The organism is Pseudomonas fluorescens (genome assembly GCF_019212185.1).
GTDB lineage: Bacteria > Pseudomonadota > Gammaproteobacteria > Pseudomonadales > Pseudomonadaceae > Aquipseudomonas.
The window spans coordinates 4997776-5023215 of sequence record NZ_CP078138.1; the positions used below are offsets into that span (position 1 = coordinate 4997776).

The window sequence follows — 25440 nt, forward strand, 5'->3', positions numbered from 1 at the left end:
TGATTATTCAAGATTGTCTGTCCTTGAGCAACCCGTGACTTGGGCCATGGCCTGGCGACACGATGGAAGGCAGACTCGCCCCCGGGTAATTAGCCAGGATTGCCCGCAAGCAAATCGCTACACTGGCCAGGTGTTGCGCGCCGGATGTGCGCATCCGCATCGATGAACCGCGTGTTGACGGGAGAGCGGCGTGCTGAAGAAACTCGGGATCAAGGGTCGTGTCCTGCTGCTGACCTTGCTGCCGACCAGCCTGATGGCGCTGGTCCTGGGTGGGTATTTCACCTGGATGCAGCAGACTGATCTGCAGGCCCAGTTGATGACACGCGGCGAAATGATCGCTGAACAGCTGGCACCCTTGGTGGCGCCGCCTCTGGCGCACAGCAACGCCGACCTGCTCGAACGCATCGCCAAACAATCGCTGGAGCAACCGGACGTGCGAGCGGTGTCGTTCCTGGCCCCGGACCGCAGCCTCTTGGCGCATGCCGGACCACTGATGCTCAACCAGGCGCCGATCGGCGACAGCACGCACCTGCTGCGCCGAACCGGCAACGACGCGACGCGCTACCTGCTGCCAGTCTTCGGCAAACATCGCAACCTGGCGGGCGAGGTGATTCCGGGGGAAGACGACCGCCTGCTCGGTTGGGTCGAGCTGGAACTGTCCCACAGCGGCATGCTGCTGACTGGCTATCGCAGTCTGTTCGCCAGCCTGATGCTGATTGGTGGTGGCTTGATCTGCACCGCCCTCCTCGCCCTGCGCATGGGCCGCACCATCAACAACCCGCTGACCAGCATCAAGCAGGCCGTGGCCCAGCTCAAGGACGGCCACCTGGAAACCCGCCTGCCGCCACTGGGCAGCCAGGAACTGGACGAACTGGCCTCGGGCATCAACCGCATGGCCAGTACCTTGCAGAACGCCCAAGAAGAATTGCAGCACAGCGTCGACCAGGCCACCGAAGACGTACGCCAGAACCTGGAAACCATTGAGATCCAGAACATCGAACTGGACCTGGCGCGCAAGGAGGCCCTGGAAGCGAGTCGGATCAAATCCGAATTCCTCGCCAACATGAGCCACGAAATCCGCACACCGCTCAACGGCATCCTGGGCTTCACCCACCTGCTGCAGAAAAGCGAACTGACGCCGCGTCAGCTCGACTACCTGGGCACCATCGAAAAGTCCGCCGACAGCCTGCTGGGAATCATCAACGAGATTCTCGACTTCTCGAAAATCGAGGCTGGCAAGCTGGTGCTCGACCGTATTCCGTTCAACCTGCGCGATCTGCTGCAGGACACCCTGACCATCCTCGCCCCCGCCGCCCACGCCAAACAGCTGGAGCTGGTGAGCCTGGTGTATCGCGACACCCCGCTGTCGCTGATCGGCGATCCACTGCGTCTGAAGCAAATCCTCACTAACCTGGTGAGTAACGCGATCAAGTTCACCCGCGAAGGCACCATCGTTGCCCGCGCCATGCTCGAAGATGAGCATGAGGACAGTGTGCAACTGCGCATCAGCATTCAGGACACGGGCATCGGCCTGTCCAACCAGGACGTGCGTGCGCTGTTCCAGGCCTTCAGTCAGGCCGACAATTCGCTGTCCCGCCAACCCGGTGGCACCGGCCTGGGCCTGGTGATCTCCAAGCGCCTGATCGAACAGATGGGTGGCGAGATCGGGGTCGACAGCACCCCGGGCGAAGGGTCGGAATTCTGGATCAGCCTGAGCCTGCCGAAAACCCGCGATGATGTCGAAGACCTGCCACTCGCGCCGTTGCTGGGCCGACGTATCGCGGTGCTGGAAAACCACGAACTGGCACGTCAGGCGCTGCAGCATCAACTGGAAGACTGCGGCCTTCAGGTCACCCCGTTCAACACCCTGGAGAGCCTCACCAACGGGGTCACCAGCGCCTTGCAGACCGAGCAGGCAATTGACCTGGCGGTGCTCGGCGTGACCTCCAACGACATGCCACCGGAGCGCCTCAACCAGCACATCTGGGATCTCGAACACCTGGGCTGCAAGGTGCTGGTGCTGTGCCCGACCACCGAACAGACCCTGTACCACCTCTCGGTGCCCAACCCCCACAGTCAGTTGCAGGCCAAGCCGGCCTGTACTCGCAAGCTGCGCCGGGCGCTGTCCGACCTGGTCAGCCCGCGCCCGGTGCGCAACGAACCCAACGAACCGCTCTCGAGCCGCGCGCCGAAAGTGCTGTGCGTGGATGACAACCCGGCCAACCTGCTACTGGTGCAGACCCTGCTCGAAGACATGGGTGCCAGGGTGCTGGCGGTCGAAAGTGGCTACGCCGCAATCAAGGCGGTGCAGACCGAGACCTTCGATCTGGTGCTGATGGATGTGCAGATGCCTGGCATGGACGGGCGGCAAACCACCGAAACCATTCGCCAGTGGGAAAGTACCCGGCAGAACACGCCCCTGCCCATCGTCGCCCTCACGGCCCATGCCATGGCCAATGAAAAGCGCGCCTTGCTGCAAAGCGGCATGGACGACTACCTGACCAAACCCATCAGTGAACGCCAATTGGCCCAGGTGGTATTGAAGTGGACCGGACTCGCCTTGCGCAATCACACTCCTGAACGCAGTGACAGCCCGAGCCAGGCCAACGAGCTGCTGGTGCTCGACCCCGATGAGGGCTTGCGCCTGGCCGCCGGCAAGGCCGATCTGGCCGCCGACATGCTGGCCATGCTACTGGCATCGCTGGAGGCCGATCGCGAGGCGATTCGCGCCGCTCGCGAAAACCATGACCACAATGCCCTGATCGAGCGCGTCCACCGCCTGCACGGGGCGACCCGCTATTGTGGCGTCCCGCAACTGCGCGCCGCCTGCCAGCGGAGCGAAACCCTGCTCAAACAACAGGACCCCAAGGCCCACACCGCCCTGGAAGATCTCGAACGAGCGATCAATCGCCTAGCCCTGCAGGCCCGCATCAGCGCCTGATCCAGGGCAATGGCCGGCGGTGCCACGATCTGTAGACTCAGTGCACCCAGAATAAGGATGAGACCATGCGCACCCTTCTCTTCAGCAGCCAGACCTACGACCGCGACAGCTTTCTCGCCGCCGCGCAATCTGGCGCCAACGAACTGCACTTCCAGGCCGCACGCCTGAGCCTCGACACCGTCGCCCTGGCTGAGCACTTCGAGGTGGTCTGCGCCTTTATCAATGACGACCTCAGCGCCCCGGTCCTGGAAAAGCTGGCGGTCGGCGGCACTCGCCTGATCGCCTTGCGCTCGGCTGGCTACAACCATGTCGACCTGACTGCGGCGCATCGTCTGGGCTTGAGCATCGTCCGCGTCCCGGCTTACTCGCCCCACGCCGTGGCAGAGCACGCGGTGGCCTTGATCCTGGCCCTCAACCGCCGCCTGCATCGCGCCTACAACCGCACCCGCGAGGGCGACTTCACCCTGCATGGCCTGACCGGTTTCGACCTGTACGGCAAGACGGTGGGCGTGGTCGGCACCGGGCAAATCGGCGCTACCTTCGCGAAAATCATGGCCGGTTTCGGCTGCCAGTTGCTGGCCTATGACCCCTACCCCAATCCGCAGGTCGAAGCCCTCGGCGGTCGCTACCTGCCATTGCCGGAGCTGCTGGCGCAATCGCACATCATCAGTCTTCACTGCCCGCTGACCGCCGACAGCAAACACCTGATCAACAGCCAGTCACTGGCCGACCTGCAACCCGGCGCCATGCTGATCAACACGGGGCGTGGCGCGCTGGTGGATACACCGGCCTTGATCGAGGCATTGAAAACCGGTCAGTTGGGCTATCTGGGCCTGGATGTCTATGAAGAGGAAGCGCAGCTGTTTTTCGAAGATCGCTCCGACCTCCCGCTGCAGGACGACGTGCTCGCCCGGCTGCTGACTTTCCCCAACGTGATCGTCACCGCCCACCAGGCCTTCCTCACCCGTGAGGCCCTGGCCGCGATTGCCGCGACTACGTTGCAGAACATTGCTGATTGGGCCGCTGGCACCCCGCAAAACCGGGTCGAAGGCTGATTCTGCCGGATCGAAGGTCACATCCGTGGGCCATGAGCCAGTGCTTCGCGTGCTAGCATATCGGCCATATTTGGAGGACCCATGGTCGAACACGATTTCCGCTACACCCTGATGAACCCGCAACACACCCTGACCGAATGCCGCGCACTGACGCCGGGACGCTATCAAGTCACCGGCAACGGTGGCTCGATTCGTGCCAACGATGTTCTGCTGGTGACCCTCAAGGGCAGCAAGGACTTGTCCATGCGCCTGACCGTCGACAACGTGCGTCACCTGCTCAAGCCCATGGGCCAGTGGGTTGCCGTAGCCACCGGTCCGGTGTTTGGCGAACTGGCGATTCATACCTGGCAAGTCAACTGCGACAGCTGCGCCAAAGAGCTGAGCTTTGAGTTCGCGGTCGATGCCAAACTCGGTAACAAGGCTGAAAAACCAGCGGCCACCGCGCGCATTGCCGAGCTGGGCTGGAAAACCGTCGGCGACAAACACCTGTGCCCGAAGTGCCAGGAGTCCGCGTAATGAAACACCTGGTTCTGGCCGGGATGGCGGCTGCGTCTCTGCTGGGCTGCGCCGCCGAGCCGGTGAAGCTGCAGCAGGACCGCAGCTACATTCTGGAATGGATTGGCGAGCGCCCGTTGATCGACTATAGCCACTTGACCATCACCCTGGGTACAGACGGTCGCGCCTACGGCAACGGCGGCTGCAACCACTGGTTCGCGCCCTATACCCTGGACGGCGACAAGTTGAGCTTCGGCAAAGTCGGCAGCACCCGCAAAATGTGCGCGCCGGCGCTGATGGAGCAGGAAAAACGCTTCCTGCAAGCGTTGGAAACCGTGCAACGCTGGGACGTCTCGCCGATCGAGCAAATGCGCTTCTGGCCGGCCGAAGGCAAGCCGTTGCGCTGGTGGCTGGAAGAGGGCTGATCCGCTTCCTGTAGCATGCTTGCTCGCGAAGGACGTTAACGATAACGCGTTAATCCAGGCAATACCCTTCGCCTGTTACGCCTTCGCGAGCAAGCTCGCTCCTACAAGAAGCAAGCAGAGCGCCTCTCCCACTCAATTCTTCGCCTGCAACGCCTGCAACTTGGCCATCACCCCCGCCGCCGTCTGCTCACCCATCAACTGCTCACGCACCTTGCCCTTGTCGTCGACGATGTAGGTCACCGGCAACGCTTCGCTGCGCGGCAGCTCGAAGCGCTCCGCCGGATCCTGAGCCAACACGGTGAACGCGATCCCCAGCTTGTTGCTGGCGCTCTTGAGTTCTTCGCCCTGCACGCCGTCGAAATTCACACCGAAAACACCGATCTTCTGTCCCTTGAGCTGCTCGGCCAGGGCATTGAGTTCAGGAATCTCGGTGCGACACGGACCGCACCACTCGGCCCAGTAATTGAGCACGAACCATTGGCCATCCAGGCGTTCGGAAGCCACTTTCTGTCCCAACTGGTCGGTGCCGTAGTCGTAACCACAGCCCCCCAGCAGCAAGGTTGCGAAAAGTGCCAGTACTGCGGTCAATCGCCTTGTCATGGGGCTGATCCTTACTAAATAAAAAGGTACTGCTTGCGACCCATTGCCTCGCGAGGTTCTGGACTGCTCGCCACACAGGTAGAATAGCCGCCACCTTACGCAAGATGCGACCCGCACATGACCGATCTGACGCTTTATCACAATCCGCGCTGCTCGAAATCCCGCGGTGCGCTGGAACTCCTCGAAGCCCGTGGCCTGACACCAACCGTGGTGCGCTACCTGGAAACCCCACTCGACGCCACGCAACTGCAAAGCCTGCTGGGCAAACTGGGGATCAGCGCCCGGCAACTGCTACGCACAGGCGAAGACGAGTACAAATCCCTCAATCTGGCCGACGCCAGACTCAGCGAGGCGCAGTTGATCGCCGCCATCGCCGCCCACCCGAAGCTGATGGAGCGACCGATTCTCGAAGTCGGCGACAAAGCCATCATCGGCCGGCCTCCGGAGAATGTATTGGAGCTGCTGCCGTGAGTGCGCCGTACATTCTGGTTCTGTATTACAGCCGCAGCGGCTCGACCAACGAAATGGCCCGGCAGATCGCTCGCGGCGTCGAACAGTCCGGCATGGAGGCACGCCTGCGCACGGTGCCGGCCATCTCCACCGAATGCGAAGCCGTGTCACCGAGCATTCCCGACGAAGGTGCGCTGTACGCCAGCCTCGACGATCTCAAGCACTGCTCGGGTCTGGCCCTGGGCAGCCCGACCCGGTTCGGCAACATGGCGGCGCCGCTCAAGTACTTCCTCGACGGCACCAGCAACCTATGGCTGACCGGTGCGCTGGTGGGCAAGCCGGCGGGGGTCTTCACCTCGACCGCCAGCCTCCACGGCGGCCAGGAAACCACCCTGCTGTCGATGATGCTGCCGCTGCTGCACCACGGCATGCTGATCACCGGCTTGCCCTACAGCGAATCGGCCCTGCTGGAAACCCGTGGCGGTGGTACGCCGTACGGCGCCAGTCATCACGCCGGAGCGGACGGCAAGAGCGGTCTGAACGAACATGAAATCGCCCTGTGCCGGGCCCTCGGCCTGCGCCTGGGAAAAACCGCGCAAAAGCTGGAGAGCGACCGTGGCTAAAAAGCCGAAGATCCTGCCCTCCATCGACTGGCTCGAACCCCGCGTACGTATCAGCCGTGCAGCCAGCCTGCTTTGCTTTTTCGGTCTAATCGGTTTGCTCTGCGCCTATTACCTGGTGTTTGCCGACCTGCACGGCGCCCGGCCCTGGGTGATCCTGCTGATCGAACTGGTGCCGCTGTTGCTACTGGCACCGGGAATGATCAGCGGCAGCCCACGCGGCCATTCGTGGATGTGCTTTGTGGTCAACCTGTACTTCATCAAGGGCGCAATTGCTGCGTTCGACCCCAATCGCCAGGTATTCGGCCTGTTGGAGATGGCCGCCAGTCTGGCGGTATTCTGTTCGGCGCTGCTGTATGTGCGCTGGCGCTTCCAGCTCAATCGCAAGCTGGCCGGCGAAGGCGAACCCGCTGCCGCGTGACAGGCGCCGCCGATGCTGGCGGCGCCAAACCCTCAATGATTGACGGTAAACGCCAGCATCATCGATAGCTGGCACATCGGCCGGCCGCTCTCGGCGTGCCATTGATTGAAGGCGTTCTGCACGGTGGCCAGGTCCCGCAGGCTGGTAGGCACCTTGTCGACGATCTTCTGTGCGTTCAGCGCCGCGACCACGTCATAGCTGGGCACGAAGGTGTCCTTGCCAACCATCCGCAGAAAGCGTGGCGCCGACAGGCCGCCCAATTGGTGACCGTGTTTGGCCAGGTACTTCCACAGGCCAACGATATCGGTCACCGGCCATTCGGCGATCAATTCGCCGAAACTGCCCTTCTCCTTTGCCACATCAAGGATGAACTGCGCATTGCGCGGCACGCTCTTGAGCTTGCCCAAGTGGCGGATGATCCGCGCATCCTGCATCAATCGCTCAAGGTGCTCGGCCCCCATCAGCACAACCTTTTCCGGGTCGAAGCCGAAGAACACCTGTTCAAAGGCCGGCCATTTGGCATCCACCAGGCTGTGCTTGAGACCGGCGCGGAAGACCCGTAGCGCCAGGGTCGACAGGTAGCGATCATCGCTGATCTGGCGCAGTTGGTCGGGGGTCTTGGGAACGGGCAGATGGGCTTCCAGTTCAGATGCCGAACCAAAGCGGTTCAGGCAATACTCGTGCAGCCACTTGTAATCGTGCATGCCCTCTCCTGAGCATAGAAATGGAAACGGCGCCCGCGAGCGCCGTCAGACCCAACCGGTGACAGGGGGTCAGAGATTGACCACATTGACGAAGCGCGACGCCGCGCTTTCGTCGATGGTCAGGCTGGTGAAGTCGAACAGATTGCGGTCCGCCAGTTGCGACGGGATCACGTTCTGCAGGCTGCGGAAAATGCTCTCGGTGCGCCCAGGGGTCTTGCGCTCCCATTCCTGAAGCATCTCCTTGACCACCTGGCGCTGCAGGTTTTCCTGGGAGCCACAGAGGTTGCACGGGATGATCGGGAACTGCTTGAGGTCCGAGTAGGCCTGAATGTCCTTCTCGTTGCAGTAGGCCAGCGGGCGAATCACCACGTTGCGCCCGTCATCGGCACGCAACTTCGGTGGCATGGCCTTGAGCGAGCCGTTGAAGAACATATTGAGGAAGAACGTCTCGACGATGTCGTCGCGATGATGCCCGAGGGCCATCTTGGTCGCGCCGATTTCATCGGCAAAGGTGTAGAGCGTACCGCGACGCAGGCGCGAGCACAGCGAGCAGGTGGTCTTGCCCTCGGGAATCAGCTCCTTGACCACCGAGTAGGTGTCCTTCTCGACGATGTGGTACTCGACCCCCAACTCCTTGAGGTACGCCGGCAATACATGCTCGGGAAAACCTGGCTGCTTCTGGTCCATGTTGACGGCAACGATCTCGAACTTGATCGGCGCGACCTTCTGCAGGTGCAGCAGCACGTCGAGCATGGTGTAGCTGTCCTTGCCCCCGGACAGGCAAACCATGACCTTGTCGCCGTCCTCGATCATGTTGAAGTCGGCAACGGCCTCACCGGCCTGCCGGCGTAGACGTTTCTGCAGTTTGTTCTGGTTGACCGTAAGAGTGCCCATGGCGCTTGAAATCCGCGAGGTGTGACGAAAGGCCGGCATTTTACGCAAAAACGCCGGACGGGCGAGCTATCCATCTGCGATTAACGTCGGTTTTTACAGCGCGATTTGCTCTAAAGGCAGCGTACCGGCGCGATTCAGTCCTTTCTATACTGCGACATAAGGTCGTACACACCTCTAGACCTTTGGCCACTGGCCGGTAGGCGCTCCGTTGGGGGGCGATAGCAATCACGAAGGAGTGACTGACTATGATCCATCACGTCGTGGGACTCTTTACCCACCCCGATCAAGAATGGAAGGAGATTCGTGGCGACCAAGAGGAAAGCATCAGCCACATGTACCTGACCCACACACTGATTTTGGCGGCAATTCCCGCTGTTTCAGCGTTTATCGGCACGACCCAGGTGGGCTGGGTGATCGGCAGCCGAGCACCGGTCATGCTGACCCACGAAAGCGCCCTGTGGATGACCATCATGTCGTACCTGGCGATGCTCTGCGGTGTCGCGGTGATGGGCGCTTTCATTCACTGGATGGCCCGTACATACGACGCCACACCGAGTCTGGCGCGCTGTGTGGCATTCGCCACCTACACCGCAACCCCGCTGTTCATCGGCGGTCTGGCGGCGCTCTACCCACACATGTGGCTGGGCATGATCGTCGGCACGGCAGCCATTTGCTACACGGTGTACCTGCTTTACGTGGGCCTGCCGACCTTCATGAACATTCCATCCGACGAGGGTTTTCTGTTTTCCAGTTCGGTCCTGGCCGTAGGGCTGGTGGTGCTGGTGGCCATCATGGCATTCACCGTGATCGTCTGGGGCCTGGGCGTCGGCCCGGTCTATACCAACTAGCGCTGGATGCTGTACCAACAGGCCGCCGCAAGGCGGCCTTTTCATGTGGCGACGACCATTGGGCGGCCGGGCGATTCGCAATGCCCGGGGTTTACCGCATACTTGACGCCTCTGGAGATCCGTTAAGCATGCCCGAGCAACTCAATACCCGCGTCGAAGACTGTTTCCAACTGGCTGAATCCTTTTTCAAACGCCCTTTCAAACGTCCGGTGGTCAGCCTCAAGTTGCGCGGCCAGAAGGCCGGTGTGGCACACCTGCATGAAAACCTGCTGCGCTTCAATCCACAGCTGTACCGCGAAAATACCGAAGATTTCCTCAAGCAGACCGTGGCCCACGAGGTCGCGCACCTGATCGCCCACCAGCTGTTTGGGGACCGCATCGCACCCCACGGTGAGGAGTGGCAGTTGATCATGCGCGGCGTCTACGAGCTGCCGCCCAACCGCTGCCACACCTACGCAATCAAGCGCCGCAGCGTGACTCGCTACATCTACCGCTGCCCCTGTGCCGACAGCGACTTCCCGTTCTCGGCCCAGCGCCACAGCCTGGTCCGCCAGGGTCGGCGTTACCTGTGTCGGCGCTGCCGGCAAACCCTGGTGTTCACCGGCGAATCGCGGGTCGAATAAACAGCCTCAGGCGATTGCCTTGGCCCGCCGCAATTCAGCGATCTGTTCGACGCTGTAGCCCAACTCGGCCAGTACCTGATCGCTATGGGCACCGACAGCTGCGCCAATGTGCTTTGGCGCTGGCAAGCCGCCAGAAAACTTCAGCGGGCAAGCCATCTGCGCCTGAGTCGTGCCGTCCGCGCGCGGCACCTGCGTCACCAGTTGGCGCGCCTGAAGCTGGGGATGCGCCACCGCCTCGGACAGACTCAGAACCGGCTCGACGCAGGCATCGATCACGCCGAACAGCGCACACAGCTCGCTGTAGTCGCGTTTTTCGAACTCGATCTGCAGCGCCTGCTTCAAGGCTTGTTGCTGCTCGGGTCGAGGCGACAAGCCTTGAGCTGCCAACTCGGGCCGGCCCAACGCCGCGCACAGCTGTTGCATGAAGTTCGGCTCCAGGCTGCCCACCGACATCCAGCGTCCATCGCGGCTACGGTAGTAATCGTAGAAGCTGCCACCATTGAGCATCTGCTCTTCCCGCCCCGGCTCCACGCCACACGCCAGATACCCCGCCCCGGCCAGCGCATTCAGGCTGAACGCGCAGTCGGTCATGCTCACGTCCAGATGCTGGCCTTGCCCCGTGTGCTGACGGGCAATCACGGCTGCCAGCAGGCCGATCACCCCATGCAGGGAGCCGCCGGCAATGTCGGCGGCCTGGATACCCAGGGGTAACGGCCCACTGTCCTCGCGTCCGGTGTAACTCGCCAGACCGGCCAGCGCCAGGTAGTTGATGTCGTGCCCGGCGCGATCCTTGTAGGGGCCGGTCTGGCCGTAGCCGGTGATCGACACGTAGATCAGCCGCGGATTGATCGCCTTCAAGGCTTCGTAGCCCAGGCCCAGGCGCTCCATGACACCGGGCCGGAATTGCTCGAGGAGAATGTCGTGGTCCTGCAACAGTTGCTTGACCACTTCCAGCGCCTGCGGCTGCTTGAGATCCAACGCCAGGCTGCGCTTGTTGCGGTTGAGGTAGGCGTGGCTGGCCGAGGTGCCCTGGTCGTGGGGCGGCAGGACTCGCAGCAGGTCCATGCGGGTCGGCGACTCGATACGCAGCACTTCGGCGCCCATGTCCGCCAACAATAACGAGGCGAACGGCCCTGGCAGCAGTGTCGAAAAATCCAGAACTTTCAGTGATGCCAGTGGCCCCTGCATAAGTCTTCTCCTTGGACGATCCATCCAGACTAGGCAGCGGATGCCGTGGCGGCAATAACTTTAAACAACGGCAGAGGTGACATTTGCGCTCAAATCGCGAGCAAGAAAAAACCCGCCGCAGCGGGTTTTTTTCATCAGCCTTGGCGCATTACTTCACCGAAGCCGGGGTCGGGCCTTCAGCCACGCCCAGGTCATCGACTTCACGCTCGTCGGAAATACCGCGACCGCCAGAAGCCAGCTCGACCTGCAGTTTGTCTGTGTCCAGCTCCTTGACCCACTTGGCCACGACCAGAGTTGCCACGGCGTTGCCGACCAGGTTGGTCAGGGCACGAGCTTCGGACATGAAGCGGTCGATACCGAGGATCAGCGCCAGGCCGGCAACCGGCAGGTGGCCTACGGCCGACAGGGTCGCCGCCAGCACGATGAAACCACTACCGGTCACGCCTGCCGCACCTTTGGAGGACAGCAGCAGCACCAGCAGCAGGGTGATCTGGTGGGTGATGTCCATGTGGGTGTCGGTCGCCTGAGCGATAAACACGGCGGCCATGGTCAGGTAGATCGAAGTACCGTCGAGGTTGAACGAGTAGCCGGTAGGGATTACCAGGCCGACCACCGATTTCTTCGCACCCAGGCGCTCCATCTTGATCAGCATGCGTGGCAGCGCCGATTCGGACGAGGAAGTACCCAACACGATCAGCAGTTCTTCACGGATGTAGCGAATCAGTTTCAGCACGCTGAAGCCGTGAGCGCGGCAGATCGCACCCAGCACCAGCACGACGAACAGCACACAGGTGATGTAGAAGCAGATCATCAGCTGGCCCAACTGCACCAGGGAGCCGACGCCGTAGGCACCGATGGTGAAGGCCATGGCGCCCAGCGCACCGATGGGCGCCAGCTTCATGATCATGTTGATGATGTTGAACATCACGTGGGCGAAGCGATCGATGAAGTCCAGCACCGGCTTGCCGTAGGCACCCAGGCGATGCAGGGCGAAACCGAAGATCACCGAGAACATCAGGACCTGCAGGATGTCGCCGTTGGCGAACGCGCCGACGATGGTGTTCGGAATCACATTGAGGATGAAGCCAACGATGCTCTGGTCAGCGCCAGCCGTGACGTAAGCCGCGACTTTCGAGGCATCCAGGGTCGAGACATCGATGTGCATGCCGGCACCCGGTTGCACGACGTTGACTACCACAAGGCCGATCAGCAGGGCGATGGTGGAAACGATTTCGAAGTACAGCAGCGCGTAACCACCGGTCTTGCCGACCGATTTCATGCTCTGCATGCCAGCAATGCCGCTGACGACGGTACAGAAGATAATCGGTGCGATGACCATCTTGATCAGCTTGATGAACCCGTCACCCAGCGGCTTGAGCGCCACCCCGGTCTGCGGATAAAAGTGACCGAGCAAGATGCCGATAACGATGGCAACGATTACCTGGAAATACAGGGATTTGTAAATTGGCTGACGAGTCGTCATTGCTAAGTTCCTCAAGAGCACCGCGTTGCAATCGTCCATCCGATGCAAGCGACACCTAAAGTGCGAACCCTCCTGCACTGGAGGGATTTGTTGTGGCGAACTGCGTGCTGGCAGGTCTGTCGGTTCTATTGCAGAGCCCGTGCCACCTTTGCCAGATTCGTCAAAGACCCCGAATTAGAGGGGCCCCAGGCCAGGGCCACAACATTGACTGCCCCCTTGTCTTGGCGGGTTTCCGCCCATTACCCAGAACCACTCCCGCCAAATGGCGGATATCCGCCTTGTCCCGCTCCGAGGAGCTGGCTAAGATCCGCCCATCAATGGACGGATGACTTGCCATGCGCGACCGCACCATCGCCAGCCATTTTGGCCGGGCAGCCACTGGCGGTGCGCGCCGCCTCGGGCATGACTATTCAGGCTTGCTGCACACGCTCGGCATCAGCCCCGAATGGCTCGACGAACCCCGCGCGCGCATTACGCCCGAGCAATTCACCGCCCTGCTCCAGGGCCTGTGGCTGGCACTGGACGACGAGTATCTGGGGCTCGCCGAAGGCAAGAGCAAATGTGGCACCTTCGCCATGATGTGCCACGCGCTGATTCACTGCCGTACCCTGGAAAAAGCATTCAGTCGCGGCTTACTCTTCTATAGCCTATTCCCGCACAGTCCGCGCCTGACGCTGAGTCGGGAAGACGAATGGGTGCGCCTGAGCCTGGATGATGCCCGGTTGGCCGACCCCGACCACTTCCTCAGCGAAAGCCTGCTGGTGACCTGGCACCGCTTGGGCAGTTGGTTGATCGGCCAGCGAATCCGCCTCGAACAGGCCAGCTTCCGCTACAACGAACCCGACCATGGCGCCGAATACGAGCTGATGTTTTCTTGCCCCTTGGCATTCGACGCGGAGTGCACCAGCCTGCTGTTTCATAGCCGCTACCTGTGCATGCCGCTCTTGCAGGACGAACGCACCCTCAAGCATTTCCTCGAACGTTCACCGGCCGATTTGCTGGCCCGCCCGGATGAGGGCGACAGCATGTGCAGCCGATTGCGGCGCCAACTGGGGCGCGACAGCAGCCACTGGCCCGACCTGGAAACCGTGGCCGCGCAACTGCACGTCAGCCCGCAGACCTTGCGCCGGCATCTGCGGGAAGAAGGTTCGAGCTTTCAGGAATTGAAGGATCAACTGCGCCGCGACATCGCCATCTATCATCTCAACCGTGCCGATCAGTCATTGCAACAAATCGCCGAGCAGTTGGGGTTTTCCGAGCCTTCGGCCTTTCACCGGGCGTTCAAGAAGTGGACCGGGCTGACGCCGGGGGCGTACCGGGCTCAAGCGCTTTGAGCCCTGGTCTCAGGCGGCAGGGAAATGAATGCGGAACGCCGCCCCGCCCATCGGCGAGTCGCCCAGCGTCAACTGCGCACCGTAGCTTTCGATGATGTCCTTGACCACTGCCAGGCCAATGCCCTGTCCCGGATGCTGGCGATCCAGACGCTCGCCACGCTGAAGAATCCGCGCCCGCTGGTCCACCGGCACGCCCGGTCCGTCATCCTCGACGCACAACTCGATACCCGCAACGGTTTGGCGCAGGCTGACCCGCACTTCACCCAGACACAGTCGATAGGCGTTTTCCAACAGGTTGCCGAGCATTTCCAGCAAGGCGCCCTGCTCGATAGGCACGTAACAAGGCTCAGGGAGGTCGAAGCGAGCGCGCACTCGTTTGTCGCGATACACCTTGTCCAGGGTGTCGCATAGACTCTTGAGCACCGGCTGCAACGCCACCTGATGGCGTACCAAACCACTTTTGCGCAAACTGGCACGCTGCAATTGGTAGCTGATTTGCTGGCTCATCCGCTCGATCTGCGATTGCAGGACCCACGCCTGCTCACGCTCTTCCGGACGCTGGGCCATGTCTTCACTGACCCCTTGCAGAACCGCCAGCGGTGTTTTCAGGCTATGGGCCAGATCGTCCAGTGAGTCCCGGTAGCGCGTGCGCTGCTCCCGTTCACTGCGCAACAGCCGGTTCAGCGAGCCCGTCAGGCGTAACAACTCTCGGGGATGTTCTTCACTGAGACTCTCAAGGGCACCGCTTTCGATCTGGTCGAGTTCCTGACTCAAGCGCCGCAAGGCCCGCAGCCCCCAGGTCAAGCCGACCCAGAGTAACGCCAACAACACCAGCAACGCGGCGCCGAAACCCAGGTAGAGATTTTCCCGCACGCCCTCCAGTGTCTGCTGATACTCACGCACCGGTTGCAGGGCAACAATACTGAATGCTGCACTTTTGCCGCCAAGCAGTTTGACCTCGACGTCATAGACGAAGAACTCCTGGCCGCTGGCCTCGCGGATCCGCGCAAATTCGTTGCCGCGCCCGTCATACCGGGGTTTGTAATTGATGTGCTCATCCCGGGTCGCCCGTGAACGCCAGACCAACTGCCCTTCGCGGTCGTAGATGTAGCCCAGCAGGCGGCTGTCGGCGAGATTGAATCGCTCATCGGGTAATTGAGAAGGCATGACCAGGCGGCCGTTTTCGATGCGCGCAGCGGAAATCAGGGTGGTGACATCCGACGCCAGGCGCTGCTCGATCGAGTCTTGCAGCGCCAGGCTGAACGCTCCCTGCATGGCCGGCAGCAGTGCCAGCATGAACAGCACAGCGAGGGTGGTAGCGGCCAACATCAGCCGCAAACGCAGGGAGCGAATCACTGGCAGCGCTCGTTGAACAGGTAACCCAGGCCGCGCACCGTCTCGATCGGTTTGAACCCGTTGGGCCCTTCGAGCTTGCGTCGCAGACGACCGACCAGCACTTCGATGACATTTGGATCGCGCTCGTCGTCATCTGGATAGAGCTGCTCCATCAAACGGTCCTTGGCGACCACCTGCTCATGATGACGCATCAGGTATTCGAGGATCCGGTACTCATAAGCGGTGAGCGCCAAGGGCTGATCATCGAGCGTCGCCTGCTTGCGATTGAGGTCCAGCAGCAAGGGACCGGCGATGATGGTCGACTGGGTAAATCCGCTGGAGCGACGTAGCAACGCATTGAGGCGCGCGTCCAGCTCCTCGAACTGGAACGGTTTGACCACGTAGTCATCGGCACCAGCAGCGAGCCCTTCGACCTTGTCTTGCCAATTGCCGCGGGCGGTCAGGATCAGGATCGGGAAAGTCTTGCCCTGCGAGCGCAGTTGGCGAATCAGGTCCAATCCGCCGATGCCCGGCAGACCAAGATCGATCACCGCCAAGTCATAGTTGTATTGACCCGCTTGGTACAACGCCTCTTCGGCATTGGCGACTGCTTCCACCACATGGCCACCTTCTGTCAGGCGGGTGTGCAGGTGGTGACGCAACAGTGCTTCGTCTTCAACGACCAACAATTTCATAACGCTCTCCCAGGCAAATCAACCACTCCACGGGTGCCTCGCACCCAGCTTACCGACATGCCTGCGCCGGATCACCCTAAGGTTGATCCGGCGCAGGGAAAATCTGGTCATTGTTTAGAAAGCGTAGTTGGCGGAAAGGTAGGTCTGGGCGCTGCTGTTGAGGCTCAGAGATCCTTGCTTGGTACCTTGGGCGCTCATTTCCGTGCTGGCGTTGCTACGCAGGTAACGGTAGCCCATTTCAACCGAGACATTTTTCGAAACCTGTTGCAGGACACCCGTCTGCAGACCCACGGCATAACCGATGTCGGTATCGCGGCTATAACCCGAGGATTCCTGAGACAGCTTGGTCACACCGGCAGTGGCACCGCCAAACAGTTTGGTGCTGCTGGTCACGGGCAGGAACAGGTCGTAGCTACCCAGGAGGTTCTCCTGGCGCAATTTGATGCCGTTGTGGGTACCGGAAACATTGTCATAAGTGGCGTAATAACGACGATCATTGTTCTGTTGACCGAGACGCACACCGTAGGTGGTGTCCTTGCTGATGACGCCATTGGCATTGGGGTGATCGAGATTGCTGTTCAACAAGCTGGATTTTTTGACCTTGTCGCTGGTCTGGCCCAGCGTGATGCTGGCGAAGTTCTCGTCGGCGGCCTGCGCTACGGCACTGGCACTCAGGACAGTCATCGCAAGCATGATTTTTTTGAAGGTAGTCATGTTGAGTTTCCTCTTTCGCAGCGTGCTTTTGGTTGATGCGTGCAGGTTACCCACCGACCACTGAACTCCCCCTGAACACGCACTGAACCTGACCTGAACGAGCCGAACATGCCTCACCACTACCCAGTCGGGCGACTAATCGGCAAAATGCTGGCATGAACTCGCCCCTACCCGCCTTCTGCACACCGCTCGATGCCGATTGGCCGTCGCCTTGCGCGCTACCCGACAGCGTCCTGCTCAGCACCCGCTTCGATCCCGCCTTGTTAGCGCCCGAGGATTTTCGTGGCTGCAACATCGATCCACCGGCGAGCATCCAGCGCTCGGTGGCCAAACGTCAGGCTGAATTCCTTGCCGGCCGTCTGTGCGCCCGCGCCGCGCTCCAGCACCTGACGGGCCTGGCGTGCATTCCGGCGATTGGCGAAGATCGGGCACCGGTCTGGCCGACTGATGTTTGTGGTTCGATTACCCACACCACCGGACGGGCAGCAGCGATTGTCGCGCACAAGCAGCACTGGCGCGGGCTGGGCATGGATCTGGAAAACTTGCTCGAAAGCACACGCGCCGAGCGCCTGGCGGGCGAAATCCTTACCCCGCCGGAACTGCAGCGCATGGCGGCAGGCGATCGCGAGCAACTGGCCCTGCTGGTGACCCTGACCTTTTCGGTCAAGGAGAGCCTGTTCAAGGCGCTCTACCCCATCGTCCAGCAGCGCTTTTATTTCGAGCATGCCGAAGTCGTGGAGTGGACGCTGGATGGCCGGGTCCGCCTACGACTGCTGACGGACTTGTCCAACGAGTGGCGCATCGGCGTGGAACTGGATGCTCAGTTCGCAGTGAAGGACGGCCAGTTGCTGAGCCTGGTCAGCATCCCGGCTTGAGCCCGCTCAGCGCTCGGGCTTTTCCTGATTGCGTGGCCAGCTCAAACTGAAGCAAGCACCGCCAAGGTTGCGGCTTTTGCCGATCAGCGCGCGACCGCCATGCCAATGGATGATCCGCCGCACAATCGACAAGCCGAGCCCGTGCCCACCCGAGGCTCGAGTTCGACTGTCGTCGAGGCGCAGGAACGGCGTGAAGATTTTTTCCCAGGCACTTTCCGGCACCCCCGGACCATCATCCTCGACATCGATACGGCAACGCTGCTGGCCAACCTGATAGCTGATGGAAACCTGGCCCTGGGCATGGCGCATGGCATTACTGACCAGGTTTTGCAGCGCCCGGTGCAGGTAGCGCGGCTCCGCTTCGACCCAGGCCCCGTCACAATCGGCGGCCGACAGGCACAGCCCGCGTTGCACCCTGACATTGGCGCGCAACGGTGCCAACTCGTTGATCACCTGATTGACCAAGGCATCCAGATCCACCCGCTGAAAGTTCAGCGCTGGCGAGCCTTGCTCCAACCGCGCATAGGTCAGCATTTCGTCAACCAGGCCGTCGAGATCCTGAATGTCGTGATCCATACCGATCAGGTACTTTTCCCGAGCCTGGTCGGTGCTTGCCGAACTGATCATCTCCAGGCCAAATCGCAGGCGTGCAACGGGCGTGCGCAGTTCGTGAGAGACCGCGCGCACCAATTCGCGCTGAATCGCCAGCAGTTGCTGCAAATGCTCGGCCATGCCGTTAAACGCCGCCGCCAGCCGTCCAACCGAGTCCGCGCCGCGCGCCGGCACCCGGGTCTCCAGGCTGCCCTTGGCGATTCGCGTCGCCGCCGACTCCAGGCCACTGAGCCGACGCTCGAGTTGGCGCACCAATAAATAGACGATCAAGCCGATCAGGCTCAACCCCAATGTGGCGATCAACACCAGCCACTCCGGCGGATAGGGATTCATCTGGTACAGCGGGCCAATCTCAAGCACCCAAGGGGTCCCGACCATGCCGGCAAACACCCGGATCGAATCGCCGCCCTTTCCCAGCGCCATGACCGTGTCGCCTTCGGACACCCGGCGGCTCTGGTCCTCGTCCATGTCGGCCTGATCCACGGTGACCAATTGCAACTCGAAACCAAAGCCCTTGTCTTTCTTCAGCTCTGCCAACCGCCGGGGTTGTTCGGCGACCGGGTAACGCACCAATTCATCGGCCAACAGATAAATAGTTGCCCGCGCCAACTGCTCACTGATCTGCTGCACCTCGCCAGTCAGCACCAGTTGCTCTTTTTCGCTGACCAGCCGGTAGACCTTTGCGGCGTGCGGCCCTGTCTGCTCGACCAATGCCTGGCCACGCAGGATGCGCGTGCGCTGGCCGAGATCGAGTGCGGTCTGGCTGAACGTCTGCAGACTCATGGGAATACCCAGCAGACGCTCCCAGACCACCAGCGCCCGATGGCGCTCGGTCTGGTTCATCGGCTGCAGATTGTCAGCCATCAGCGAAAACGTGCCGTGAGCCAGGCGTTCGCGGTACTGCTCGCTGCGCACTTCGTTGAGCAGGTGCAGGGCCAGCACGCCGAGCACCGCCACCAGGATCAAGGCGGCGCACATGCCTCCGTAAATGCGCAGGAAGATCGAATTCACAGGGACGGGTCTACGCAGGCTTCAGGAACGAACAGATAGCCCTTGCTGCGAATGGTCTTGATCAGGCGCGGGTGATCCGGGTCGTCGCCGATTTTCGGGCGGATTCGCGAAATTCGCACGTCGATGGAGCGGTCCTGGCCGTCATAACCTATCCCGCGCAGGGCGGTGAAGATCTCCTCGCGCGAAAGGATGCGACCGGCGTTGGCGACCAGCAGCCACAGCAAGTCGAATTCGGCGCTGGTCAGTTCGATACCCTGGTCCTGCAACCAGGCCTCACGCAGCGCATTGTCAACCACCAGCGCCCCGAACTGCAGGCGCCGAAGTTTCTCCGGCACCGCTGGCTCCGGCGGCTCGCTGCGGCGTAACAGGGCCTGGATCCGCGCCAGCAACAGGCGTGGACGCACGGGCTTGCAGACATAATCATCAGCCCCCATGTCCAGGCCCTGGATCTGGTCGAGGTCATCGGTGCGGGCGGTCAGCATCAGAATCGGACCGTCATACTGGTCACGCACCTTGCGGCAAATGCTCAGGCCGTCTTCCCCTGGCAGCATCAGATCAAGGATCACCAGATCCGGTTGCTCGGCAATAATACGCGCCGCTGCCAACGCGCCATCACCCTCGATGGCGACGCGCAATCCATTGCTTTCAAGGTATTCACGGGTCAACTCAGCCAGGCGCTGGTCGTCCTCGACAATCAATACCTGCCAGGCTTCTTGCTCCACGGGTGACCTCTGCTTGCCAGAACACTAATAAGGAAGGATCCACTGGTATTTTTGTAACTATTTGAGTGGATAAGACTGCATAGACAGCGGCCGATTGTAGCAACGCCAACCCTTATCAACACAAGCGGGCAAATGCGCTCGGTCAGGGAGATTTTTTGTGGTAGGGTTCGCGCCCGCGAAAAACCACCCAGGCTATTTTCAGGGTAAAAAACAGTGACAAACGGTCTAATCCAGCAGGGTCGCGGCCTACACGACGATTGGCCGTTTCATACACATTTTACGCACAGCCTTATCCACAGGTAGTACGTTGCAATCACTCCCCAAAACGCATTATCTTGTAGCTCGCGCGTTGAAAAACCCTACATATAGGGTTTTCACCCAAAACCCGAACACCAATCAGACCAGAAACTCAAGTGCTTTTCTTGCCGTTTCCGGGTTGAACCAAACGCTTTTTCAGTAGCCCAAACCGCGCCTGCGGATGGCTACCGTTTTCCGGCCAGATGTGGCGAAAACGGTACGGGTGTTGCAGTCACTTACTGTCACCCCACGGAATTCGGTTCTCGGCCCCTGGCCTGAGACCAAAGACTTCGGCATGGAAGCGGCGCCCTACAGCCCCCTTCCTCCTGTCCCGAAGTTGTTATGCCCGGCACTCGCCGGTTGTAGTGCTTCAGGACGGAACGGTGGGCACCTTCGTGGTGCCCAAACAAACATAGAATGTGGAGACACCCATGCAAACCGACACAACTCGCGAGAACCCGCAGGGCACCTTGCCGCAGGCCGCTGATTCGACTTCGGATCTGTCCGCCACCGCGCCAGGTCAACTGCGAGTGATCAAGCGTAACGGCACTGTCGTTCCTTACACCGATGACAAAATCACCGTCGCCATCACCAAAGCGTTTCTCGCAGTTGAAGGCGGCACCGCTGCTGCCTCGTCGCGAATCCACGACACCGTGGCCCGCCTGACCGAACAGGTCACCGCGACCTTCAAGCGTCGCATGCCATCGGGCGGCACCATCCACATCGAAGAAATCCAGGACCAGGTCGAACTGGCCCTGATGCGTGCCGGCGAGCAGAAAGTGGCTCGCGACTACGTGATCTACCGTGACGGTCGTTCGAAAGAACGCGCTGCCCACGCACCGGCCGTAGAAGCGGTCAACGCTCACCCGTCGATTCGCATCACCCGTACCGATGGCAGCCTGGCGCCACTGGACATGGGTCGCCTGAACACCATTGTCACCGAAGCGTGCGAAGGTCTGGAGGAAGTCGACGGCGAGCTGATCCAGCGCGAAACCCTGAAGAACCTCTACGACGGCGTGGCCCTGACCGACGTCAACACCGCCCTGGTGATGACCGCCCGCACCCTGGTTGAACGCGAACCGAACTACTCGTTCGTGACTGCTCGCCTGCTGATGGACACCCTGCGTGCCGAAGGCCTGAGCTTCCTGCAAGTCGCCGAGAGCGCCACTCACCACGAGATGGCCGACCTGTACGCCAAGGCGCTGCCGGCCTACGTCGCCAAAGGTATCGAATACGAGTTGCTGAACCCTGAGCTGGCCAGTTTCGACCTGGAAAAGCTCGGCAAGGCAATCAACCACGAGCGCGACCAGCAGTTCACCTACCTGGGCCTGCAAACCCTGTACGACCGTTACTTCATCCACAAGGATGGCGTGCGTTTCGAACTGCCGCAGATCTTCTTCATGCGTGTGGCCATGGGCCTGGCCATCGAAGAGAAAGACCGCGAAGCCCGTGCGATCGAGTTCTACAACCTGTTGTCGTCCTTCGACTACATGGCCTCGACCCCGACCCTGTTCAACGCCGGCACCCTGCGTCCACAGCTGTCGAGCTGCTACCTGACCACCGTGCCGGACGACCTGTCGGGCATCTACCACGCGATCCACGACAACGCCATGCTGTCGAAATTCGCTGGCGGCTTGGGCAACGACTGGACTCCGGTTCGTGCGCTGGGCTCCTACATCAAGGGCACCAACGGCAAATCCCAGGGCGTTGTACCGTTCCTCAAAGTAGTGAACGACACCGCTGTCGCCGTTAACCAGGGTGGCAAGCGCAAAGGCGCCGTATGTGCCTACCTGGAAACCTGGCACATGGACATCGAAGAGTTCATCGAGCTGCGCAAGAACACCGGTGATGATCGTCGTCGTACCCACGATATGAACACCGCCAACTGGATCCCTGACCTGTTCATGAAGCGTGTCTTCGATGACGGCAAGTGGACCCTGTTTTCGCCATCCGAAGTTCCGGACCTGCACGACCTGACCGGCAAGGCCTTCGAAGAACGCTACGAGTACTACGAAGCCCTGACCGAGTACCCAGGCAAGGTCAAGCTGTTCAAGACCATTCAGGCCAAAGACCTGTGGCGTAAAATGCTGTCCATGCTGTTTGAAACCGGCCACCCATGGCTGACCTTCAAAGACCCGTGCAACCTGCGCAGCCCGCAGCAGCACGTCGGCGTAGTCCACAGCTCGAACCTGTGCACCGAGATCACCTTGAATACCAACAAGGACGAAATCGCTGTCTGCAACCTGGGCTCGATCAACCTGCCGAACCATATCGTCAACGGCCAGCTCGACACCGCCAAGCTGCAACGCACCGTGAACACGGCTGTGCGCATGCTCGACAACGTGATCGACATCAACTACTACTCGGTGCCGCAAGCGAAGAACTCCAACTTCAAGCACCGTCCGGTCGGCCTGGGCATCATGGGCTTCCAGGACGCGCTGTACCTGCAGCACATTCCTTACGGTTCCGACGCTGCCGTCGAGTTCGCCGACAAGTCGATGGAAGCGGTCAGCTACTACGCCATCCAGGCATCCTGCGACCTGGCGGACGAGCGCGGTTCGTACGAGACGTTCCAGGGCTCGCTGTGGTCCAAGGGCATCCTGCCGCTGGATTCGCAACAGATCCTGATCGAAGCGCGTGGTCAGAAATACATTGATGTCGATCTGAACGAAACCCTCGACTGGGCACCGGTTCGTGCCCGTGTACAGAAAGGCATTCGTAACTCCAACATCATGGCCATCGCACCGACCGCGACCATCGCCAACATCACTGGCGTATCGCAGTCGATCGAACCGACCTATCAGAACCTGTACGTGAAATCGAACCTCTCGGGCGAATTCACCGTGATCAACCCGTACCTGGTTCGCGACCTCAAGGCTCGCGGTCTGTGGGACTCGGTCATGATCAACGACCTGAAGTACTACGACGGTTCCGTGCAGCAGATCGAGCGCATCCCGGCCGAGCTCAAAGCACTCTACGCCACCGCCTTCGAAGTGGACACCAAGTGGATCGTTGACGCCGCCAGCCGTCGTCAGAAGTGGATCGACCAGGCGCAGTCGCTGAACCTGTACATCGCTGGCGCATCGGGCAAGAAGCTTGACGTGACCTACCGCATGGCCTGGTACCGTGGCCTGAAAACCACCTACTACCTCCGTGCACTGGCCGCGACCAGCACCGAGAAGTCGACCATCAACACCGGCAAGCTGAACGCTGTTTCCAGCGGCGGCAACCACGGTGACGATTCGGTCCTGGCCGCCCCTGCCGGCCCTGCTCCAGTGCCGAAGGCCTGCGCCATCGACGAGCCGGATTGCGAAGCTTGCCAGTAAGCTGAGCCGATGAGCGCCGCTCGGCGCTCATCCCAACCCCCGCCAGACCCTCTGGGTTTGCCGGGGGTTTTCTTTTGCCCGCCATCCGCGGACGAAAAAAAACCGCCTCGATCGAGGCGGTTTTTTATTCAGTGACCGGCCTTGTTACTCAGCCAGCTTGAAGGTGATGAAGCTGGCGCGCCCCTGACGCAGGACGCGCATCGACACCGAACGGTTCTTCGGCAATGCCTTGGCAATGTCGGTGAACTCCTTGGCCGACGAGATCGCCTGATTGTTCAGGTGAGTGATCACATCGCCTGGCTGCAGGCCGATCAGGGCAGCAGGACCATCCTGCACTTCCTTGATTACCACGCCGCCTTTAAGGTCGTATGTCTTCTTCTGTTCGTCACTGAGCTCAACCACGGCAACGCCCAGGCGGTTACTGCTGCGCTCGACGCCGGATTGCGACAGCGTATCGAGCTCCTTGCCTTCTTCCGGGATGGCGCCAACGGTCAGCTCAACATTTTTGCGCTTACCGTCGCGAATCACTTCCAGATTGGCCTTGGCACCCGCCTTGAGCGCGCCCACCAGGTGTGGCAGATCAGCCGACATGACGATTGGCTGGCCGTTCATGCTGAGGATCACGTCACCGACCTGCAAACCACCCTTGGCGGCCGGACCGTCGTCCTGAATCTGCGCCACCAACGCACCGGCTGGCTTGTCCAGACCGAAGGACTCGGCGAGATCCTTGTTCACTTCCTGGATCACCACACCCAACCAACCACGGCTGACCTTGCCGCCGCTTTTCAGTTGGTTCGACACGTCCATCGCAACGTCGATAGGAATGGCGAACGACACGCCCATGAATCCACCGGAACGGGTGTAGATCTGCGAGTTGATCCCCACCACTTCGCCCGCCAGGTTGAACAGCGGGCCGCCGGAGTTGCCCGGGTTGATCGGCACGTCGGTCTGGATGAACGGGACGTAGTTTTCGTTCGGCAGGCTACGACCGATGGCGCTGACGATGCCTTGGGTCACAGTGTGGTCAAAGCCGAACGGCGAACCGATCGCCACCACCCATTGCCCGGCCTTCAGGTCCTGGGATTTGCCAAGCTTGAGGACCGGCAGGTCCTTGCCTTCGATTTTCAGCAGCGCCACGTCGGAGCGCGGGTCGGTGCCGATCAGCTTGGCCTTGAGTTCGCTGCGATCAGCCAGACGCACGAGAATTTCATCGGCATCGGCAATCACGTGGTTGTTGGTCAGGATGTAGCCATCAGGCGAAATAATGAAGCCCGAACCCAGCGATTGCGCCTCACGCTGGCGACCGCCGCCCGGAGAACGTTGTTGCGGTGGCAGGCCACGCTCGAAAAACTCCCGCAACATCGGCGGCAAACCTTCGAGGTCAGGCATCTGCTGGTTGGAGACCTTGCGGTCCGGCAGCTTTTGCGTGGTACTGATGTTGACCACCGCAGGCGAGGCCTGCTCGACCAATTGGGTGAAGTCAGGCAACTCGGCCGCCTGGGTTGAGACGGCCTGACCCAGCACCAGTACGGTAGCAAAGATTGTCAGGTAGGATTTCAAGCGTGGTATCGACATACGGCTCCCGTTACGACGAGCATGGTTAAGCGATATGGAACAACAAACACCGGGGAACAGGCGCCGATACTTTTGTTCCGGGAACAACTATACAAGGCCAGAGCCGAGGGACCCTGACCTATAGAAAATTTTAAGAAGTTTTGCAAATTGAAATGCTCACCAAACATTTCGACTTCTTGACGCAGCGAGGCGCCAAG

Annotated in this window: 23 protein-coding genes; 12 read left to right on the plus strand and 11 right to left on the minus strand. The window is 60.8% G+C overall.

Features of this window, described 5'->3' with window-relative positions:
* Positions 1-190 precede the first annotated feature (190 nt).
* The 4 genes from KW062_RS22305 (at position 191) to KW062_RS22320 (ending at position 4916) form a co-directional block, all read left to right on the plus strand.
* Positions 191-2941, plus strand: a complete 2751-nt coding sequence (locus KW062_RS22305; RefSeq protein ID WP_027619963.1) for a response regulator — start codon at positions 191-193, stop codon at positions 2939-2941.
* A 65-nt stretch (positions 2942-3006) separates the two neighbouring features.
* Positions 3007-3996: a 2-hydroxyacid dehydrogenase gene (locus KW062_RS22310; RefSeq protein WP_105753821.1), complete on the plus strand. Its 990-nt coding sequence runs from the start codon at positions 3007-3009 to the stop codon at positions 3994-3996.
* A gap of 81 nt (positions 3997-4077) precedes the next feature.
* Positions 4078-4512 carry a hypothetical protein gene (locus tag KW062_RS22315; protein WP_105753822.1) on the plus strand — a complete coding sequence of 145 codons (435 nt, stop codon included), beginning with the start codon at positions 4078-4080 and terminating at the stop codon, positions 4510-4512.
* A complete protein-coding gene (locus tag KW062_RS22320) occupies positions 4512-4916 on the plus strand; it encodes an META domain-containing protein (RefSeq protein WP_027619960.1) in 405 nt (134 codons plus the stop codon). The genes KW062_RS22315 and KW062_RS22320 overlap by 1 nt, the downstream gene beginning before the upstream one ends.
* Positions 4917-5048: 132 nt before the next feature.
* Here the strand turns inward: KW062_RS22320 and KW062_RS22325 are convergent, their stop codons facing one another.
* The gene (locus KW062_RS22325) at positions 5049-5516 is read right to left on the minus strand and encodes a TlpA family protein disulfide reductase (protein ID WP_027619959.1); all 468 of its coding nucleotides are present in this window, start codon (positions 5514-5516) and stop codon (positions 5049-5051) included.
* 117 nt (positions 5517-5633) lie between these two features.
* Here KW062_RS22325 and arsC point away from each other — a divergent pair, with 117 nt between their 5' ends.
* Genes arsC through KW062_RS22340 form a run of 3 tightly spaced genes read left to right on the plus strand, consistent with a single transcriptional unit; the run spans position 5634 to position 7007 of the window.
* The gene (gene arsC / locus KW062_RS22330) at positions 5634-5987 is read left to right on the plus strand and encodes an arsenate reductase (glutaredoxin) (RefSeq protein WP_027619958.1); all 354 of its coding nucleotides are present in this window, start codon (positions 5634-5636) and stop codon (positions 5985-5987) included.
* Positions 5984-6589 (plus strand): NAD(P)H:quinone oxidoreductase, encoded by a 606-nt coding sequence (wrbA, locus tag KW062_RS22335; RefSeq protein WP_027619957.1) that lies wholly within the window; start codon positions 5984-5986, stop codon positions 6587-6589. Before arsC ends, wrbA begins: the two co-directional genes overlap by 4 nt.
* Positions 6582-7007 (plus strand): DUF2069 domain-containing protein, encoded by a 426-nt coding sequence (locus KW062_RS22340; RefSeq protein WP_027619956.1) that lies wholly within the window; start codon positions 6582-6584, stop codon positions 7005-7007. The genes wrbA and KW062_RS22340 overlap by 8 nt, the downstream gene beginning before the upstream one ends.
* 32 nt (positions 7008-7039) lie before the next feature.
* On the opposite strand, the gene KW062_RS22345 is transcribed toward KW062_RS22340, so the two are convergent.
* Both KW062_RS22345 and ttcA read right to left on the minus strand, forming a co-directional pair.
* A complete protein-coding gene (locus KW062_RS22345; protein ID WP_027619955.1) occupies positions 7040-7711 on the minus strand; it encodes a DNA-3-methyladenine glycosylase I in 672 nt (223 codons plus the stop codon).
* 69 nt (positions 7712-7780) lie between these two features.
* The gene (ttcA, locus tag KW062_RS22350; protein ID WP_027619954.1) at positions 7781-8605 is read right to left on the minus strand and encodes a tRNA 2-thiocytidine(32) synthetase TtcA; all 825 of its coding nucleotides are present in this window, start codon (positions 8603-8605) and stop codon (positions 7781-7783) included.
* Positions 8606-8850: 245 nt separating this feature from the next.
* Between ttcA and KW062_RS22355 the strand changes: the two genes are divergently transcribed.
* The gene (locus tag KW062_RS22355; RefSeq protein ID WP_027619953.1) at positions 8851-9453 is read left to right on the plus strand and encodes a Yip1 family protein; all 603 of its coding nucleotides are present in this window, start codon (positions 8851-8853) and stop codon (positions 9451-9453) included.
* Positions 9454-9581: 128 nt separating this feature from the next.
* Entirely contained in the window at positions 9582-10076 is a 495-nt protein-coding gene (locus tag KW062_RS22360; RefSeq protein WP_027619952.1) for a SprT family zinc-dependent metalloprotease, read from the plus strand.
* Between the two features lie 6 nt (positions 10077-10082).
* Here KW062_RS22360 and KW062_RS22365 read toward each other — a convergent pair whose 3' ends face one another.
* On the minus strand, positions 10083-11264 hold the full coding sequence (locus KW062_RS22365) for a CaiB/BaiF CoA transferase family protein (protein WP_027619951.1): 1182 nt from the start codon (positions 11262-11264) through the stop codon (positions 10083-10085).
* Positions 11265-11412: 148 nt separating this feature from the next.
* Positions 11413-12747: a dicarboxylate/amino acid:cation symporter gene (locus tag KW062_RS22370; RefSeq protein WP_027619950.1), complete on the minus strand. Its 1335-nt coding sequence runs from the start codon at positions 12745-12747 to the stop codon at positions 11413-11415.
* Between the two features lie 335 nt (positions 12748-13082).
* On the opposite strand from KW062_RS22370, the gene KW062_RS22375 reads away from it, so the two are divergent.
* On the plus strand, positions 13083-14081 hold the full coding sequence (locus KW062_RS22375) for an AraC family transcriptional regulator (protein WP_105753823.1): 999 nt from the start codon (positions 13083-13085) through the stop codon (positions 14079-14081).
* 9 nt (positions 14082-14090) lie between these two features.
* On the opposite strand, the gene KW062_RS22380 is transcribed toward KW062_RS22375, so the two are convergent.
* The 3 genes from KW062_RS22380 to KW062_RS22390 all read right to left on the minus strand — a co-directional run bounded on the left by KW062_RS22380 (position 14091) and on the right by KW062_RS22390 (position 16825).
* Positions 14091-15437 carry an ATP-binding protein gene (locus KW062_RS22380; RefSeq protein ID WP_027619948.1) on the minus strand — a complete coding sequence of 449 codons (1347 nt, stop codon included), beginning with the start codon at positions 15435-15437 and terminating at the stop codon, positions 14091-14093.
* The gene (locus KW062_RS22385; protein WP_027619947.1) at positions 15434-16111 is read right to left on the minus strand and encodes a response regulator; all 678 of its coding nucleotides are present in this window, start codon (positions 16109-16111) and stop codon (positions 15434-15436) included. Before KW062_RS22385 ends, KW062_RS22380 begins: the two co-directional genes overlap by 4 nt.
* Positions 16112-16225: 114 nt before the next feature.
* Positions 16226-16825 carry a membrane protein gene (locus KW062_RS22390; protein WP_027619946.1) on the minus strand — a complete coding sequence of 200 codons (600 nt, stop codon included), beginning with the start codon at positions 16823-16825 and terminating at the stop codon, positions 16226-16228.
* Positions 16826-16980: 155 nt separating this feature from the next.
* Between KW062_RS22390 and KW062_RS22395 the strand changes: the two genes are divergently transcribed.
* Positions 16981-17700 (plus strand): 4'-phosphopantetheinyl transferase family protein, encoded by a 720-nt coding sequence (locus KW062_RS22395; RefSeq protein WP_105753824.1) that lies wholly within the window; start codon positions 16981-16983, stop codon positions 17698-17700.
* A gap of 6 nt (positions 17701-17706) precedes the next feature.
* On the opposite strand, the gene KW062_RS22400 is transcribed toward KW062_RS22395, so the two are convergent.
* Positions 17707-19323, minus strand: a complete 1617-nt coding sequence (locus KW062_RS22400; RefSeq protein WP_105753825.1) for an ATP-binding protein — start codon at positions 19321-19323, stop codon at positions 17707-17709.
* Positions 19320-20045, minus strand: coding sequence for a response regulator (locus KW062_RS22405; RefSeq protein WP_027619943.1), 726 nt, complete (start codon positions 20043-20045; stop codon positions 19320-19322). The genes KW062_RS22400 and KW062_RS22405 overlap by 4 nt, the downstream gene beginning before the upstream one ends.
* Before the next feature lie 728 nt (positions 20046-20773).
* On the opposite strand from KW062_RS22405, the gene KW062_RS22410 reads away from it, so the two are divergent.
* Positions 20774-23668 carry a ribonucleoside-diphosphate reductase subunit alpha gene (locus tag KW062_RS22410; protein ID WP_027619942.1) on the plus strand — a complete coding sequence of 965 codons (2895 nt, stop codon included), beginning with the start codon at positions 20774-20776 and terminating at the stop codon, positions 23666-23668.
* A gap of 144 nt (positions 23669-23812) precedes the next feature.
* Here KW062_RS22410 and KW062_RS22415 read toward each other — a convergent pair whose 3' ends face one another.
* The gene (locus KW062_RS22415; RefSeq protein ID WP_027619941.1) at positions 23813-25243 is read right to left on the minus strand and encodes a DegQ family serine endoprotease; all 1431 of its coding nucleotides are present in this window, start codon (positions 25241-25243) and stop codon (positions 23813-23815) included.
* Positions 25244-25440: the final 197 nt, after the last annotated feature.